Annotated in this window: 15 protein-coding genes and 1 tRNA gene; 7 read left to right on the plus strand and 9 right to left on the minus strand. The window is 30.9% G+C overall.

What is annotated here, in order from left to right; translation table 11 throughout:
• Positions 1-5 precede the first annotated feature (5 nt).
• Together CLAVI_RS00360 and CLAVI_RS00365 are read left to right on the plus strand one after the other, a co-directional pair.
• Entirely contained in the window at positions 6-1,049 is a 1,044-nt protein-coding gene (locus CLAVI_RS00360) for a 1-acyl-sn-glycerol-3-phosphate acyltransferase (protein ID WP_194843604.1), read from the plus strand.
• A gap of 146 nt (positions 1,050-1,195) precedes the next feature.
• The gene (locus CLAVI_RS00365) at positions 1,196-1,474 is read left to right on the plus strand and encodes a hypothetical protein (protein WP_194843605.1); all 279 of its coding nucleotides are present in this window, start codon (positions 1,196-1,198) and stop codon (positions 1,472-1,474) included.
• A 233-nt stretch (positions 1,475-1,707) separates the two neighbouring features.
• Here CLAVI_RS00365 and rplI read toward each other — a convergent pair whose 3' ends face one another.
• The 6 genes from rplI to CLAVI_RS00395 all read right to left on the minus strand — a co-directional run bounded on the left by rplI (position 1,708) and on the right by CLAVI_RS00395 (position 4,486).
• A complete protein-coding gene (gene rplI / locus CLAVI_RS00370) occupies positions 1,708-2,223 on the minus strand; it encodes a 50S ribosomal protein L9 (protein ID WP_194843606.1) in 516 nt (171 codons plus the stop codon).
• 21 nt (positions 2,224-2,244) lie between these two features.
• The gene (gene rpsR / locus CLAVI_RS00375) at positions 2,245-2,496 is read right to left on the minus strand and encodes a 30S ribosomal protein S18 (RefSeq protein WP_194843607.1); all 252 of its coding nucleotides are present in this window, start codon (positions 2,494-2,496) and stop codon (positions 2,245-2,247) included.
• A 16-nt stretch (positions 2,497-2,512) separates the two neighbouring features.
• Complete coding sequence (gene rpsF, locus CLAVI_RS00380) at positions 2,513-2,848, minus strand: 30S ribosomal protein S6 (RefSeq protein WP_194843608.1); 336 nt, start codon at positions 2,846-2,848, stop codon at positions 2,513-2,515.
• A 64-nt stretch (positions 2,849-2,912) separates the two neighbouring features.
• Positions 2,913-3,497: an aminoacyl-tRNA hydrolase gene (gene pth, locus CLAVI_RS00385; protein ID WP_194843609.1), complete on the minus strand. Its 585-nt coding sequence runs from the start codon at positions 3,495-3,497 to the stop codon at positions 2,913-2,915.
• A gap of 8 nt (positions 3,498-3,505) precedes the next feature.
• Positions 3,506-4,066, minus strand: coding sequence for a 50S ribosomal protein L25 (locus CLAVI_RS00390; protein WP_194843610.1), 561 nt, complete (start codon positions 4,064-4,066; stop codon positions 3,506-3,508).
• Between the two features lie 348 nt (positions 4,067-4,414).
• A tRNA-Gln gene (locus CLAVI_RS00395) sits at positions 4,415-4,486 on the minus strand.
• Positions 4,487-4,568: 82 nt separating this feature from the next.
• Here CLAVI_RS00395 and CLAVI_RS00400 point away from each other — a divergent pair.
• Positions 4,569-6,038, plus strand: a complete 1,470-nt coding sequence (locus tag CLAVI_RS00400; RefSeq protein ID WP_194843611.1) for a glycogen/starch synthase — start codon at positions 4,569-4,571, stop codon at positions 6,036-6,038.
• Here CLAVI_RS00400 and pgsA read toward each other — a convergent pair.
• Positions 6,019-6,636 carry a CDP-diacylglycerol--glycerol-3-phosphate 3-phosphatidyltransferase gene (gene pgsA, locus CLAVI_RS00405; protein WP_228547623.1) on the minus strand — a complete coding sequence of 206 codons (618 nt, stop codon included), beginning with the start codon at positions 6,634-6,636 and terminating at the stop codon, positions 6,019-6,021. The genes CLAVI_RS00400 and pgsA overlap by 20 nt on opposite strands.
• Positions 6,637-6,901: 265 nt before the next feature.
• Here pgsA and glyS point away from each other — a divergent pair, with 265 nt between their 5' ends.
• Positions 6,902-9,976, plus strand: coding sequence for a glycine--tRNA ligase subunit beta (gene glyS / locus CLAVI_RS00410; protein WP_194843612.1), 3,075 nt, complete (start codon positions 6,902-6,904; stop codon positions 9,974-9,976).
• A gap of 1 nt (position 9,977) precedes the next feature.
• On the opposite strand, the gene dnaG is transcribed toward glyS, so the two are convergent.
• Positions 9,978-11,750: a DNA primase gene (gene dnaG, locus CLAVI_RS00415; protein ID WP_194843613.1), complete on the minus strand. Its 1,773-nt coding sequence runs from the start codon at positions 11,748-11,750 to the stop codon at positions 9,978-9,980.
• Positions 11,751-11,979: 229 nt separating this feature from the next.
• On the opposite strand from dnaG, the gene mutS reads away from it, so the two are divergent.
• The gene (gene mutS / locus CLAVI_RS00420) at positions 11,980-14,481 is read left to right on the plus strand and encodes a DNA mismatch repair protein MutS (RefSeq protein ID WP_194843614.1); all 2,502 of its coding nucleotides are present in this window, start codon (positions 11,980-11,982) and stop codon (positions 14,479-14,481) included.
• 4 nt (positions 14,482-14,485) lie between these two features.
• Entirely contained in the window at positions 14,486-16,300 is a 1,815-nt protein-coding gene (uvrC, locus tag CLAVI_RS00425; RefSeq protein WP_194843615.1) for an excinuclease ABC subunit UvrC, read from the plus strand.
• Here uvrC and CLAVI_RS00430 read toward each other — a convergent pair.
• Positions 16,297-16,782 (minus strand): Asp23/Gls24 family envelope stress response protein, encoded by a 486-nt coding sequence (locus CLAVI_RS00430; RefSeq protein ID WP_194843616.1) that lies wholly within the window; start codon positions 16,780-16,782, stop codon positions 16,297-16,299. The two genes, uvrC and CLAVI_RS00430, sit on opposite strands and share 4 nt — an antisense overlap.
• A gap of 99 nt (positions 16,783-16,881) precedes the next feature.
• Here CLAVI_RS00430 and CLAVI_RS00435 point away from each other — a divergent pair, with 99 nt between their 5' ends.
• Positions 16,882-17,367, plus strand: coding sequence for a DUF4339 domain-containing protein (locus CLAVI_RS00435; protein WP_194843617.1), 486 nt, complete (start codon positions 16,882-16,884; stop codon positions 17,365-17,367).
• Positions 17,368-17,448 lie beyond the last annotated feature (81 nt).

The following is a 17,448-nucleotide window of genomic DNA, read 5'->3' on the forward strand; positions in this document are numbered from 1 at the left end:
AGTCTATGAAAAGTTTCTTATCCCGCTTACAACTTGAAAAAGATAATGGCATGATTTCTTCACAAATTTTTGAAGAAATGTCCTCTGCCTATACGTCTTATTTAGAAAATTGTTTATCTGAAAAAATTACTACTGAATGGATTGATCAACAATTTACTATTTATCTTGATTTAATAAAAAAAGAACTTAGTGATCCATTTCAATTTTCATGTTTTCAAAAAAAAATCACAACCCCTTTTAATTATGAACAATTTGGGATTGATTTTACACGTCCTTTGTTAAATAAAAGCCTCTCTGGAGTGTTATATCAAGAAAACATAGATAAAATAACTGCTCAAATTGCTGCTGGGGATAATGTTATTTTACTTGTAAATCATCAATCTGAATTAGATCCAATGTGTATCCAATTATTATTAGAGGATAAGCATGCATCACTTATTAATGACATGATATGTGTTGCAGGACATCGCGTAGTATCAGACCCTTTATCTAAACCTTTTTCTTTAGGATTTAATCTTCTTTTTATTCATTCAAGACGTTACATCAATACTAATCCTGAAAAAAAAGAAGAAAAAATTATTCATAATCAAAGAGCAATAAAAACTCTTCGTAATCTTTTACAAGATGGTTCTAAGTTACTTTTTGTAGCTCCTGCAGGTGGGCGAGACAGAATTGACCCCATAACAAAAAAAATGTCTGTGAGTGAATTTGATCCTACTAGTATTGAAATGTTTCGATTATTAGGTAATGATTGCTGTAAAAAAATACATTTTTATCCTGTGGCTCTTTTGACTTTTAATATTTTACCTCCTCCTATGGAAATCCGCACAGCTATTGGAGAACCTCGTTTTCTTGAAAAAGATGGTATATGGTTAGCTTGTGGTAGTGAAGAAGAAATGTTATTAGATCGTTTAAAACATCCTCGAGGCTCTCTTTCTAATACTGAAAGAAATAAATTAAGACAAGAACAAGCAAAAATACTACAACAACGTGTTGTTGAGCTATACCAAGAGATTTATAAATTAAAAGAAGATATACAATCTCTTTAAAAAGATAAAATAGATGACTTTTACAACCATCTTGTTTTCTAGACTTTAGAAAAAGCGCTTGTATTTTTTTAAAATAATTTTATTAAAAAATAGCAAAAAAATCTTTGTTATTATAAGTATGTATTCTCTATAGGAGGGAAATATTTATGACTCATAACAAAGAATTCAAATATTTAAAAATTGAAACTAGAAAAAATAGTGATCAAAAAGATGCTACTATTGAAAAAACAGCTAGTGTCGCATCACAGAAAAGTCAATCACCACAAATCAATCTAAGCAATAACCAACAACATTCTTTTGTATCAATGTCTTCTCATAAAGAAGATTCTGGCATTAATATTTCTTTAAAAGAACTTGCTTTACAAATAGAAGTTCTTCAAAAGCGTGTTCAGCAACCATTATATTCTGATATTACTTCTGAATAAAATTTTTCATTTTTAGAAAAACTTTATACATGTCACAATAATACCTGGTAGCTGAGTAGTTATAGTAATAAAATATTTTGTTTCTGCTGTTTTTATTTATTATGAGGAAGAAAACTGTGCTTTTTAAAAGGAATAAGGTAGTTCATAGAAAAACTTTGATTGTTCAATCATATAATATTCTTCTTTTTCCCTAATAAATTTATCTTACTAGGGAAAAAGAAAACTAAAACACTCTATGAATTCTCTAAAGAATCTTCTGTCATTGCATCTGTATCAGATTGAGCTTTTACTTCTGGTTCTAGATCAGATAATACTTCTAAAGCAAAAGAAGCTAATATACCTTCTTTCAATTTTAAATTAATAGTATGTTTGCCTAAACGTTTAATGGGACTATTTAAAACAACTGTCTTACGATCTATGGTAATGTTTTTCTCAGCACATACTCGTACTAATTCTGCAGCACCTACTGATCCATACATATGTCCTTCTGAATCTACTTTAACGCGAATTTCAAAAATAACATCTTTTAAAGCTGCGACTAAAGATTCTGCCTCTAATCGATCTGCTGTAGCTTTATCAGCTCTTTGTTGTTGTAAACGTGCCTGCATTTTTAAAGTAGCAGGTCCTGCTATCAAAGCTTTCTTTCTAGGTAAAAGATAATTTCTAATAAAACCTGGTTTAGCAGTAACTATATCACCACTTCTTCCAAGTCCATCAATATCTTCTAAAAGCAATAAATGCTGTTTCATTTTCCTACTCTCCTCTCAATATTAATCATCGCCTACAAAAGGCAACAGTCCAATATAACGAGACCTTTTAATAGCTTGGGTTAGTAACCGCTGAAATCTAGGAGAAACTCCTGTAATCCGACGAGGTAAAATTTTGCCTTTTTCAGTAATGAAACGTTTAAGAGTTTCAGTATTTTTATAATCAACAGTCTTGTGACCAGCTGCACGAAAAGGACATTTCTTATTGAATCGTTTTTTTCGACTGTCTCCAGATGACCTATTAACTCTATTCATATATTTTTTTCTCTCATTATTCAGGTAAAAGCTGATATTCTAATGTTTCTTTAACTTCATCTGTTTTCAAAGTTAAAAATCGAACTAAGTCTTCATTTAACTGATAATCGTTCCATAAAGATGGCATAGCACTTGTAGCAACTGTAAAATACAGTAAATAGTAGTAACCTTCTCTAAAACCACGCATTTGATATGCTAATTTTCGTCGACCTTGGTCATGAATTTTATGAATTTCTCCATCATATCCAATAATACCATTAACAATTTTGTCTAAAGCCTTCCGACGAGCTTCTTCGCTTAGCGTGACACTTAGTATATACATGCCTTCGTAAAGCTGTTTCTTTTCTTTCATTATATCCTCTCTTCAAAAGATGCGAGTATTTTAATCACTTTAGGTCTCACGGTCTACAAAAACTTTATTCTTTTTTTTCCATAAGAAATTCTTTTATTCCTTTAGGCCCAAAAAGGAGCCAAGAAAGCAATGCATCTGTTGCCTTTTTTTTAAGAGCATCCAGACCTATTTTTTCTTTTGGACCAAAATCAGTTACAACGAATTCATCTTTTGGTAATTGATTTTCTTTTTCAAACAAACCTAACCCCATACTCAAACGACTATATTCATTGGTGTGCAAGACATCTCTAATACTTTTTAAGCCATTATGTCCAGCTGTTCCACCTTGTTCACGGAACCTTAATTCTCCAAAAGGTATGTAAAGCTCATCAGCGACAACCATAATATCACTTACAGAAACTTTATAAAACTCTTTTATATGCTTAACCGCAAAACCAGAGTCATTCATATATGTTTGTGGCTTGAGCAATAGAACAGATTGTTCCTGAATAACCCCTTTAGCCAATAAACTTTTTGCGCTTCTATCTTTTAAAAATGATAAAGAAAATCTTTCTGCCAACTCATCAAGAATCAAAAAACCAATATTATGTCGATGAAATTTATAAGAATCTCCAGGATTTCCTAATCCTATTAAAAGACGAAGCTTCATAGAAATAATTAACGCCTTACCATACTCACAACAACATCGCTTTGAGATCGTAAAGGAATAATATTACTAGGAATATTTAAATTGGATACTTTTAAAACTTGAGCTAAATTTAAATTTTTTACATCAAGTTCAAATCGTGGGCAAATATCTTCAACTTTACAACGAACATTAATTGCAAATAAAATTTGTCGTAAAACACCACCTAACTTCACCCCAACACATTCAAGAACATTGATACATTTTACTGGAATTTTCAGAGAAACAAGAGCACCAGGAGATAATTCTAAAAAATCTAAGTGTATTACTTGATAAGTAGTTACATTATATTGAATATCTTTAATAATCGCTTTAATTGGCTCTTTTCCTTCTAATTCTAAAGAAAAGATAGTAGAGGAAAGAGTACCTGTTTCAAGATCTTCCAAAAATTTATTAAACACTTCGCCATCAACAACGATAGACTGACCAGGAGCGCCTTTTGAATAAATAACCCCTGGGATATCGCCTAGTTGTCGAATTTTTGTTAGATAAGATCCCTTACCTGATAATCTGTCACGAATCGAGAGTTTCATTAAAATCTCCAGAAGACTTTTTGCTTAAAATAAAAGAAGCATGGAGCATAAAAGAATGAAGATTTTAATTAAAGAGAGAAGAAATGAATTTCACTAAAACAATTCTGCTATCTGCAATTTCTAACAAAGATTCTTTGCTTACAATTTTCCATATTATTTTTTTTCATTTAAATTCAGATGAAAAATAATTTATCAAAACCAAAAAATTTGAAAAGCCATTTTTTTAGAAATAAAATTTAAATAAATTTGAATTATTCTTTAATAAATCAACCTGATCTTTATATAATTTTTCTAATTTGTAAAAAATAACTTCTAATTTAGATCAATTTAGTTAAAAAAATTAAAGAATTGGGGTGGAAGGATTCGAACCTCCGATACATGGTACCAAAAACCATTGCCTTACCGCTTGGCCACACCCCAGGAAGACCCTGCTTATCGTATAGTTTGTTTGTTTTTTTTTCAAGATTTGCAGAATAAATCTCTAATACATTAGTTTTAAAAAATGAATATTACATTTATTACATCTGAATGTGCCTTGATAGCAAAAGCTGGTGGATTAGGTGATGTAGTCCACGGGCTATCTCAGCAATTAGCTAAAAATGGCCATAATATTCACTTAATTTTACCCTTTTATAAGGAGATAATACCCTCTATTATTCAAAAAAAAATTGAAGAAAAAAATTCTTTTTTTATTCAAGATGCCACTAAAAAGAAACTGATTATTTCTTACTTTTTTCAATTCAATCATGTAAAAGTAACCCTCCTAGCTCCTAAAAAAGATTCTTTTTTCTCTAGATCTAACATATATGGATACACTGATGATGTGGACAGGTTTATTTTTTTTTCTTGGATTGCAGCAAATTTTCTTTCTAAGACTCCACAACTACATGATCTAATACATTTACATGATTGGCCAACAGCTCTTATTCCTCGCATGATAAAACATATTCAAAGAAAAAATAAGAAATTTCCTATAATCAAAACACTTCTTACAGTACACCATTTCAACTACCAAGGAATTGGATCCCCTCATTTACTACAAAGCCTATTATTTCCTCAAAAAGTTAGAAAAATTAGTTCTAAAAAAAATAATAAGTCACTCAATTGCCTGAACGAAGGAATCCTACATGCTGACTATATAAGCACTGTTTCTCCTTCTTATGCTCAAGAAACTTTGAGTACAAAAAAGAATATTTCTTCTACTTTAATTTTAAAAAAAAATTTTTTAGGTATTCTCAATGGCATTGATCAGAACATATGGAACCCTTCTTCTGACCCTTTTTTAACTCATAACTATAGTCCTGTTGATATAAAAAGTTCCCCTCCTTTTATAGCACAAAAAAAACAACTCAAAGATCAACTTAGGTCTAAACTAAATATGTCACTAGGCAAAACATTATTAACAGGAGTAGTTACTCGTTTAGCAACAGAAAAAGGCTTAGAATTCATAAAAATGGCATTAATCAAAATAATTGAAAATCAAGGCCAATGTATTGTTCTAGGCTCATGCACAGACAAAGAAATTCTACGACGTTTTCAAATTTTATCTAAACACTTTGCTCCATCTACTAATATTCGTATTATCCTGACTTATAATGAAAAATTAGCTCATCATATTTATGCTGCTTCTGATCTTTTTTTGATGCCCTCCACAACAGAACCTTGTGGATTAGCTCAAATGATTGCTATGAACTATGGTTCTATTCCTTTTGTCAAAAAAACTGGTGGCCTTAAAGATAGTGTTGAACATCTTAAAAATGGATTTGTCTTTGAATCTGAATCTTTAGAAAGATTTAGTAAAGAAATTGATAAAATTTTTTCTATATATAATTCTAATGCCCCATTATGGGCCCAAATTATGAAAAATGGCCTAACTAGTACATGGGGATGGCCATCTGCCACTAATAAATATGAACAATTATATAAAAAGATACTGAAAAAAAAGCCTAACCCTAATGCTTTTTATTCTTAGATGCAGAAGTAGTATTGATCATCAAGATCAGATATTTTCTATTCACAATAAGATACTCCAAACCTGATGCAACTGAATATAATGCTGCCAAACCTATCCCAATGATTGCAGTATATCTTAAGGAATCTTGAGCACAATATCCTAATGAGTATGGTATCATCATTAATAATACCGCTAACGAGCTTATGGCCTGTAATACAGATTTTATTTTACCACTAGATCTTGCACCTAAGGCAATGCCATTCAACGCACATAAAGTCCTTAAAGTACTAATAACAGAATCTCTGTAAATGAAAATAAATACAAGAATCAGAGGTAAATCTACAGGAGGACGTGTAAAAGTTAAAAATACAGAAATATGATAAACACTATCTGCCATAGGATCTAAAACTTTCCCTAGATCTGTAACTTCTGCATATTTACGTGCTAAAAATCCATCCACAGCATCTGATAATTCTAAAAATCCAAAAATTATCAATAAAATATAGGGCAAAACAATGGAGCTAATAGAAAAAAAATTATGATTAAGATACAAAATCATAAAAATGGGGGTAACAAATAATCTAATAAAAGTGAGACAATTTGCTTTTCCTATCATCTTTTTTCCTAATACTATTGTTCCCTGGCTACTATCTTGGTAACACTAAGGGAGCTTTATAATAATAATCAAGCATTAATCAATAGGCTTTCATATTGATAACAAAATCACCTAAAATATACTGTTTTGATTTTGATCTTTATAGAAAAATATCTTATTTGTTTTTTTCACTCTAATGCTGTTTGCAATAATTTTCGAATTGATTTTTTTAATAATTAAATATAATGTTATTTTTCTTAAATAAATAAGCTCTCCTGTATAATGTATGAATTTTCAACAAGTCATTTTTAAATTACTCACTTTTTGGACCAAGCAAGGTTGTATATTACATCAAGGACATGATGTTGAAACTGGCGCTGGTACATTAAACCCTGTTACATTTCTACGTGCACTAGGACCGACCCCTTACAATGCAGTATATGTTGAACCTTCAAGACGTCCACAGGATGGTCGTTATGGAACACATCCCAGCAGACTACAAAATTATCATCAACTACAAGTAATCCTAAAACCAGTTCCTTATAATTTCTTAGAGCTCTATCTCAATTCATTAGAAGTATTAGGCTTAAATCTTAGTCAGCATGATATTCGCTTTGTACATGATGATTGGGAAAATCCAACCATTGGTGCTTCTGGGCTAGGATGGGAAGTATGGTTAAATGGTATGGAAGTTACTCAATTAACTTATTTTCAAAATATTGGGGGCTTACCTGTAGAACTTATTACAGGCGAAATAACTTATGGGCTAGAGCGTATTGTAAGTATTCTTCAGAATCAAAATTCTGTATATGATATTCAATGGAATGATACCACCTCATATGAAACTATTGTGCATGAATCTGAATACCAATGGGGACATTATAATTTTAATCATGCTTCTACAAAAATGTGGCTTGGTCATTTTCAAGATTTTTCTGAAGAAGCTACTCGTTTAATTGCATTAAATCTTCCTATTCCTGCTTATGATTTTGTCATTAAATGTTCTCATGCATTCAATATGTTAGATGCTCGTGGTATTATCTCTGTAACAGAAAGAACGAATTATATTAGTAAAATTCGTCAATTAGCTAAGGGTGTCGCACTAGCTTATAAGGAATGCCATCCTTCAAAAAATCTTCCAACAGCTTTTCTTACAGTTGAAACAAAAGATTATGCTGTAAAAAAATGTAGTATTCCTCCTTTTATCACCCCATTAAATTCGGTAGCTTCTTTTCTTCTTGAAATAGGTGTTGAAGAACTACCTGCAACATATATACCTCAAGGTTTACTTGCCTTAAAAGAAGCCATCACAAAATTATTAGCTGAAGAAAATCTTACTCATGGAACAATTAAGACATATGCTACTCCTCGTAGACTTGCTTGTATAGTTGAGGCTTTACAAACATCTTCCTCATCAAAAGTTATAGAAAAGAAAGGTCCCTTACTTGCTTTATGCTTTGATGAACAAGGCAATATTACCCCTATTGGAAAAGGATTTTTGACATCTTTTGATATTCCATTTATCACAAATAGTGAACTATTAAATCATGATATTTTAAAAATTAAAGAAATTAAATCAAAAAAATATCTATATGCCATCTTACTTCAAAAAGCTGAATTAACTCATGACATTCTAGCAAAACATTTACCTAAATTAATTATGCAACTCCCTGCTATTAAAAGAATGAGATGGGATGAATCATTAATTGAATTTAGCCGCCCTATTAGACATATTGTAGCCCTTTTAGACCATGAAGTAGTCCCATTCAAAGTAGGATTTATACATACAGATAAGATCTCGACAGGTCATCGTCTATTGAATAAACAACAATGTATAATTGATCATGCTAATAATTATGTGTCCATATTAAGAAGTCACCATGTCATGGTTGATATTGAAGAACGCACACAAATAATTAATAATCTCATTTTTAAAATAGAAAGTGAATTATCTGCAACTGTAGCTCAAAAAGACGAAGTGATGGCTCAAGTCCTATTTTTAGTTGAATGGCCTTTTGCATGTGTTGGATCATTTGATCAAACATTTTGTGGTTTGCCTAAAGAGCTTTTAATTGCAGAAATGGTTTCTCATCAAAAATATTTTCCTTTATTAAACGCTCAAAAAGAAATTATTAATAAATTCATAGTTATTACGAATAATCAACCAAATGAAACCATAATCTTAGGCCATCAAAAAGCATTAACCCCTCGCTTATCTGATGGTAATTTTCTCTTTGAACAGGATCTTAAAGTAGATCTCAAAATATTTTCTAGCAAACTTTCTCAAATTATTTTTCGTTCAGAACTTGGCTCCATGCAGGATAAAGTCAATAGAATAACCTCTATCGCTCATTTTCTTTACCTGCAAGCAAAAGATTTTTGTGTTGTTGAAGACCCTTCAGAAGCTGCTTCTTTATGTAAAATTGATTTAGGTTCTGCTGTAGTTAATGAATTTCCAGAATTACAAAGCATTATGGGATCGTACTTGGCTAAATTTCATGGTTTTTCTGAAATAACTGTAAATGCTATTCGTGAACATTCTGGGGAATTTGATGCCAAAACTTTTTCTTCTACAGGATTATTACTTGGCATGGCAGACCGTTTAGACAATGTAATATCTTGTTTTTCTTTAGGACTACAACCATCTTCTTCTAGTGACCCCTATGTCTTAAAACGCCAATTTTCAGAAATTCTTCAAAGTTGCTTTCAAGTGTCTTTACCACTAAATTTCCAAGAAATTTTTGAAAAAATTATCAATATTTTGACTACTCAGATTTTTTCTACCAATAAATTAAAAGTTACTGGTGAAGCACTTCATAAAAAATTACAGCTATTTCTTTTACAACGATTGCAAAGACTGCTTCAAGAAATGTCTTTTAATAAACATCATATAGAGGCTGTTCTCGCTAAAACTACTGCCTTTTATCCATTATTAGTTTTCCAAAAACTAAAACTGATCCAAGAATACCAAAATGCTCATCCAGAAAAATTTGAGCAATTACTTACAATTACACGTAGAGTAACTAAATTGTTAGAAAGTGCTGAAAAAGATTCAGAGAACAATAATATAGATAATGAAACTGCTCCTTTAACTGTTTCTTATGAAAAATCTGCTATTGAAGAGCAAATCTATGATGTACTAACAAAAAATAGCTCCTCAAGAATTGACTCTCACTATTTACCTTTTATGCATAATGCTTATGACCTTCTTGAAACATTTTTAAACAATGAACGTATTATTCATGATGATCATACCATAAGAAAAGAACGTCTAAATTTACTGAAAATGTTTATCATACAACATGAACAAATAGCAGATTTTACAAAAATTTTGCATTTTCAAGATGAGTTCAATAAATAATTTAATTCTCTATCATTTGAACATGACATCTTGAATTACGTAATTCATCAAATCGTTTGACTAATTTCCATGTATCTTCTTCAGAACGACGACCTGATTGTATAGCCATTTTTACATCCTCTCGATCCTTAATCCATTGACGATCAATTAATTTTTGTAAACTTTCTATAAATCCTTTATCTGGTTTGTCTAAGTTAATTTTTTTATTCATAATTTCATCTAGTACAGATAAATCATTAACAAATCCTGCGAAAGAAAATAAATCAATATTTTGAGAATTCAGTAACATAGTTTTACATTGTATGAATAACTCCTTACATTCAGAAACCCAAAAATGCTCTTCCTTTAAATAATGTATGATCGTACTAAAAAAAATTTTATTCTCACTATTACCTGAAAAAATTAACCACCTAATAACATCTGTTTCTAGGATACGATTTGGATCTATTTGAAGTTCTTTGCCTTTATCATTTAAAAAAGCATGCCTTTTTATTTTTTGATATTCTGGTAATGAAACTTCATTAATTCCTAACATGGTATGTGGGACATCCATTAATGATCCTAATTTTTTTAATGTCTCATACACCATAACTGGACTACGCCATTGTTGAATTTGCATAACAGCTACTTTTATCGCTTCTGCTTTACCTGCTGGAGCTGTAAGATCATATTCTTTAGCCAAATGCTGGACTAATAACATCAAATAATCTTCAGCTTGGTCTAAGACAGTAAGAATACCTTCAATCCCCTTCTCTGATAAAAATGAATCTGGATCATGTCCTAATGGTAAATTACCTATATGTACATCCATGCCTGCGCTTTGACATAGATCTCCAATTTTTAAAGATGCTTTTTTACCTGCTTCATCAGCATCCATTAAAAGATAAACTGAAGAAATACCAATTTTTTCTAATTCTTTAATGTGTAATTCTCCACAAGCGGTACCTAATGGAGCCACAACTAAATTAAGTCCTGCTTCAATCAAACGTATACAATCAAGTTGACCTTCTACAATAATAGCTACTCTTTCTTTAGCCATACGTCGTCGACACATATCAAAACCAAAAAATGTAGAAGATTTTTTAAATAAAGCACTCTCTGAAGTATTTACATATTTTCCTCCAAACGTAGTTTCATGAATTTTACGTGCAGAAAACCCTACAATCCCTCCCAAAAAATCTCTTATAGGAAAAACTAAACGATTTGATAATAAACATACTTTTCCACTTTGACTCAACAAACCTAACTTTGAAAGCAATTGATTAGAAATTTTTAACTTATGCATACAAGAAAAAAATAGCTCATTATCTATGACATACCCTAAATAAAATCTCTGAATAGAATCTGGACTAAATCCTCTAGAGTATAAATAATTTAAAGCATGCTTTCCTTCTTTAACATGAAATAAAGAATAGTGAAAAAAATCTGCTATCTTTTTGTTTGTACTTTTTAATAACCGCCTATCATCCTTTGATTCTTGATCAGAAATCTCAACAGCAACCTCAAATTTACTAGCCAAAAACTCAATAGCTTGAGTAAATGAAAAGTTCATATAGCTCATCAAAAAACCTATAGCATCTCCATGAGCTCCACAACCAAAACAATGATAATGATTATCTCCTCTCTTTACTAAAAAAGATGGCGTTTGTTCAGCATGAAATGGACAAAGTCCCTTGTAAGTAGATCCTTGCCTTTTCAGAGAAATGTGCTCAGAAATAACTTCTATGATGTCAATTTTATCTTTAAGCAGCTCTAGGCTTTCTTTTACGTACATTCTGATCCAAATTTATGTATATTGTTTTCACAAAAGCTTACAATAATATTTAAGAAGCCTCAATGAAAAGTAAATATGTACCTATTATCTTGCTAATCAAATTAAAATAACTTTTTTTATTTAGAGAATAATCTAAATTTTCTCTTGAAACTCGCCTTCATATTTAGTACAACCAGTAATCTTTATCTATGCGAATACTCTTATTTTAAGCAAATGAGGATCTTTAATTATGGTCATTGACCTGGAAAATGACACGAAAACAACTCCAATGATGGCGCAATGGCTGGCTTGTAAAAAACAAGCTCCTGATGCCATTTTATTATTTCGTTTGGGGGACTTTTATGAAGCCTTTCATGATGATGCCCAATTATTAACCTCTTTATTAGATCTCACCTTAACACAAAGACATGGTATTCCCATGAGTGGTATGCCTTGGCATGCCAGCGAACAATATATTGATCGCTTAATAGGCAAAGGCTATAAAGTTGCTATCGCTGAACAAACTGCTGGTCCTGAAGAACCTAAAGGGATAATGACGCGATCTATTGCTCGATTTGTTACCCCAGGGACTATTTTTAATTCTGCCCTTTTGTCTGACAAAAAACATAATTTTATTATTGCTCTCAATAAAGTAGGTTCTTTTTTTGGACTAGCATCGCTAGATTTGACAACTGGCTCCCTACATGTAATGGAAGTAGAATCAGAAGAAGACCTACTTAATGAATTATTTCAAATCTTTCCCAGTGAGTTAGTCATCTCTGAAAAAATGGCTATCAAATACAATAAATTATTAACAGAAATTCAAGCTTCTTTTAACACTGTTATTTCACGACAAAATGAATGGCGCTTTGATCATAAAACTGCTTATAATTTTCTATCTAAACATTTTTCTGTTAAACACTTAGAAGGATTTGGCATTAAAGGGATGGTTTCTGCTATTAATGCCGCGGGCGCTCTCTTAGTCTATATACAAGAAGATCTTGCCATCTCGATTCAACACATTAAAACTATTCGACCACAATCAAGTAAAGAATATCTTATTTTAGATCATATCTCGTTTAGAAATTTAGAATTAATTGAATCACAAAAAGAACAAGATAGTCGTTTTTCTTTATTATCTGTATTAGATCAGACTGTTACTCCTATGGGAGGAAGGTTAATGCGAGAAAGTCTAAAAAAACCTCTTTTATCTATTAGTGAGATTACAAAAAGGCAAGATGCTATTGAAACCCTTATCTACCTCAATGAAGCGCATCTTGGATTAAAAAAATCACTTAAAGAAATTCATGATATTGAACGCTTAATGATGAAAATTTCTGTAGGATATGCTTCTCCAAAAGATTTAAAAGGATTAAATATTTCTTTAGAACGAGTTATGTTATGCGCACCTTTTTTAACATCACTTAATCATAATTTTCTAATGAATCATTATGCATTAGCATTATCACAAATTCAACAACCCATAGAACTTCTAAACAAAGCTTTAGCAGATGAACCTCCAGTAAGAATTAGTGAAGGTAATATTTTTAAAAAAGGATATAACCAAGAATTAGATGAATTATATTCTCTTATTACAAAAGGAGAAGAATGGTTATTAAATTATCAAAATAAGGTCCGTCTTTCTACAGGCATTAAGTCATTAAAAATTAACTTTAATAAAGTTTTTGGATATAGCATTGAAGTCACCAAAGGCCAAAGTTCTTTAATGCCTGATACTTTTGTTAGAAGGCAAACATTAACTAATTCTGAACGATTTATATCTGAGGAATTAAAAATTTTTGAAAATAAAATTCTTCATGCAGAAGACCAAATACAAGTATTAGAAATCACATTATTTAAACAACTTTGTGAAGATATTAAAATTTTTGAATCTCATATTTTAACAGCAGCTTCTGCTATTGCGCATGTTGATTTTTTATGCAGTCTTGCAGAAATTGCTAAAAAACATAACTACTGCCGCCCTACTATTGACAACAGTAAAATTTTAAACATCTCTAATGGACGCCACCCTGTTGTAGAAAATACTGTAGCTAAATGTAATTTCATTCCTAATGATATTAACCTCGATGGAATCCAAGATCAAATTATGTTGATTACAGGTCCTAATATGGCAGGAAAATCTACATTTATTCGACATGCAGCCTTGCTTGTCATTATGGCGCAAATAGGTTCCTTTATTCCCGCAAAATCAGCGCATATAGGGCTTGTTGATAGAATTTTTACACGTATTGGTTCTGGTGATGATCTTTCACGTGGACAATCTACTTTTATGGTAGAAATGAGTGAAACAGCTAATATTTTAAATAATGCTACTGATCGGTCTTTAGTTATTTTAGATGAAATTGGCAGAGGCACAGGCACCTATGATGGACTAGCTATTGCATGGGCTGTAATAGAACATCTTTTACTAATAGAGGGACAACAAGCAAAAACCTTATTTGCTACACATTACTGGGAATTAACAGCTTTATCAGAAAATTTTTCATCTTTGAAAAATTTTCATGCCATTGTTAATGAGCAAAATAATCTTATTTCTTTCCCTTATAAAATTCTTCCTGGTGGAGCAAATAAAAGTTATGGCATCCAAGTTGCTCAACTTGCGGGTTTTCCTTTGTCTGTTATCAGCCGAGCAAAAGATATTCTTAAAAAACTCGAGCAAGAAAAAGAATCTACGCATAAAACTAAAATGAAAAAAGAGATTAACCCATTGTCTCAATTAACATTATTTTAAAAATATGAAATCACTTCCTAAATTCATCTCTTCTGCTCCTATGCAACCAGGTATTTACCTAATGAAGGATGAGAAAGGAAATATTCTTTATATTGGTAAGTCTAAAAACTTAAAAAAAAGAATAACTAGTTATTTTTCTTCTGAAAAAGATACTCGTCCCTTTATTCCATTTTTAATTAGCCATGTTTCTAATGTAGAAACTATTGTTGTAAACAATGAAACAGAAGCTCTTCTTTTAGAAAATACCTTAATTAAAAAACATCAACCTAAATATAATGCGCTTTTAAAAGATGATAAAACCTTTTTTACACTTGCCATTGATACTACCCATCCATGGCCTTTTGTACAAAAAATACGCTCTAAACAATTTATTAAAAAAAAAGGACATCTTGTATTTGGACCTTACACAAATTCAGAAACATTACGCCACACATTAAATTTACTGTATTCTTTCTTTCCTCTTCGCCAATGTTCTGACCAAGAATTCAGTCGACGGAAAAAACCATGCCTGCTCTATGATTTACAAAAATGTCTGGCACCTTGTGTAAATAAATGTTCATCTAATGAATATCAAGAGCTCTTAGATCAAGCAATATTACTATTAGAACATAAAAATATAGCCTTAACTAAACAGTTACAAGAACTATTAAAAGAAGCGATTGAACAACTTCTCTTTGAAAAAGCTAAACGTCTTCATGCAAATCTTAATATTTTAAAAAAAAATGCTGAAAGTCAAAATATTGAAAATATTCAAGTAAGTCATACTGACGCATTAGGAATTTATAGAAAAAATCTTATTGTTGTAGTGAGTAAACTTGTTTTTCGTGAACACAAATTAGTGAATGTTGAATTATTTACATTTTTAGAAAATACACAAGAAGATCCTGAAATCATTTCTTCTTTTATTCTTCAACATTACAAAATCATTTCAGACATTCCTAAAGAAATATTATTGCCTTGCTCCCTAGAAACTCGCCCTTATTTAGAAAAATTATTCGATGCACAAATTAAATTATCTTATCCTCAGAAAGGAAAAAAACGACGCCTTATTGAAATTGCTCTTCTTAATGCAAAAAATAAATTAGAAGAAATTTCATCTAAAAAACTTGTAGAAGAACAAGTCATACAAAATTTAACTGAGTGGCTAAAATTTAAAAACTATCCAGAACGTATTGAATGTTTTGATGCTTCCCACTTATCTGGAGCTGCGTTTATTGGAGTAATTACAGTTTTTTCTCAAGGAACGCCTCTCAATAAATTTTATAGAACTTTTAAAATTCGTACTGCTACAGATGGAGATGATTATGGAGCTCTTGCTGAATGCCTCACACGACGCTTTAAAATGATTGATAATGATTCTCTTTTACCAAACCTGCTTATTATTGATGGTGGTCGCCAACACTGGAACATAGCAAATAAAACTTTAACTCAATTAGGTCTGACTCAAATTGATATTATTGCTATTTGTAAAGAAAATCATCGCCATGATAAAGGGTTATCCCAAGAAAAAATTTTTAATAAAGCCCCATCCCCATTGATATTACCTCCTGCTTCCGCAGAATTATTTTTTTTACAAAAAATAAGGGATGAAACCCATCGCTTTGCCTTATATTTTCAAAAAAAATGCTTGCGAAAACAAAGCCTAAAAACTGAAATCAAAATTAAAGGCATTGGTCCTAGTAAAACTAAAAAAATACTAACTTATTTTGGTAGCTGGCAAGAAGTATTTAAAAAAAGCCCTACAGAATGGGCTAACATTCCAGGGCTTTCTCAAAAAGACTTAGAAACACTTAGTGATAGTAAGCGTCTTTTTTCCTAATTTTCTATACTTTCATCTTTAATGAGTAATTCTTCTGGAAAATCTTCTGAAGATAAGAACTCATCTGTCATTTTCTTAGAACTTTGAGCTTCCCTATCTCTTGGAGAACTTAAGCCCCTAATTACTACATGCACAGCTGCTACATGTAGGCCTGTTAAACCTGAAATTTCACCTACAATTTTAGATTGAATTTCTTCAGTTTTTTCAGGAATTGCAACACCATAAATAATGTTTACTTCAACTTTTACTTTTACAAGATGATTTTTTGTATCTTGCTCAACATAAATGCCTTTAACTCTCTCTACTTCTCTTCCAAATAGTGCATCTATTAAGTTCCCCCCTTGTAATCCTACGCCTTCAATTTTGGATAAACAATGCAAAATAATGACCTGAATAACGCGGGTTTCAATGTCGCGACTAAATACAGTTTCTGGAAATTCTAATTCCTTTGCATCTAAATTTTTAACACCTTGGTCTTTCATGGCAACCTCCTATTATTCATTTTCTATAGAAAGAAAATCAAAATACATAAATAATGTGCTTTTTATAAAAACACAATTCTAATCTCACTTTGGGTAATAATGCAAACCTATCTTTCTCCATTCAGTCAATTCTTTTTATTACTTTTTAGCTTTTGTTTACAAATTACTTTTGGAATTACTGCTGCTTATATTGCTACGAAAAAAAGACGACATGTTCTTTTATGGTTTATCTTAGGAATGTTTTTTGGAATTATTGGGATTTTTTTTCTCATATTGTTACCTACTAAAGACGAATATAAAATTCAATTACAAGATTTACCTCAACGTTGTTCAGATATTCTTACTAAATATAGTGACAGTACCCCTCCTAAATTTCCAAATGTTAATGACCTCTGGTTTTATGGCAAATCTCCCCAAAGCCAATCTGGCCCATTATCTTTACAAGAATTAATAGAAGCTCTTCAAAAAGAAGATAATTTAAAAGATATTTTTGTATGGAAAAAAGGAATGAAAGTATGGAAAAAACTTTCTTTTACACCTGAAGTTATGCTGCAAATGCCTAAAAATCAGAACTCTAATCAATAAAAATTAATGCGCAGAGAATTTTTTTAAATTCAAAATAAAAAAACCCTTACTATAAAAAATTCTTGAGAATTCAAAAAAGTA

Source organism: Candidatus Clavichlamydia salmonicola (assembly GCF_015356765.1).
In the GTDB taxonomy this organism is placed as follows: Bacteria; Chlamydiota; Chlamydiia; order Chlamydiales; family Chlamydiaceae; genus Clavichlamydia; species Clavichlamydia salmonicola.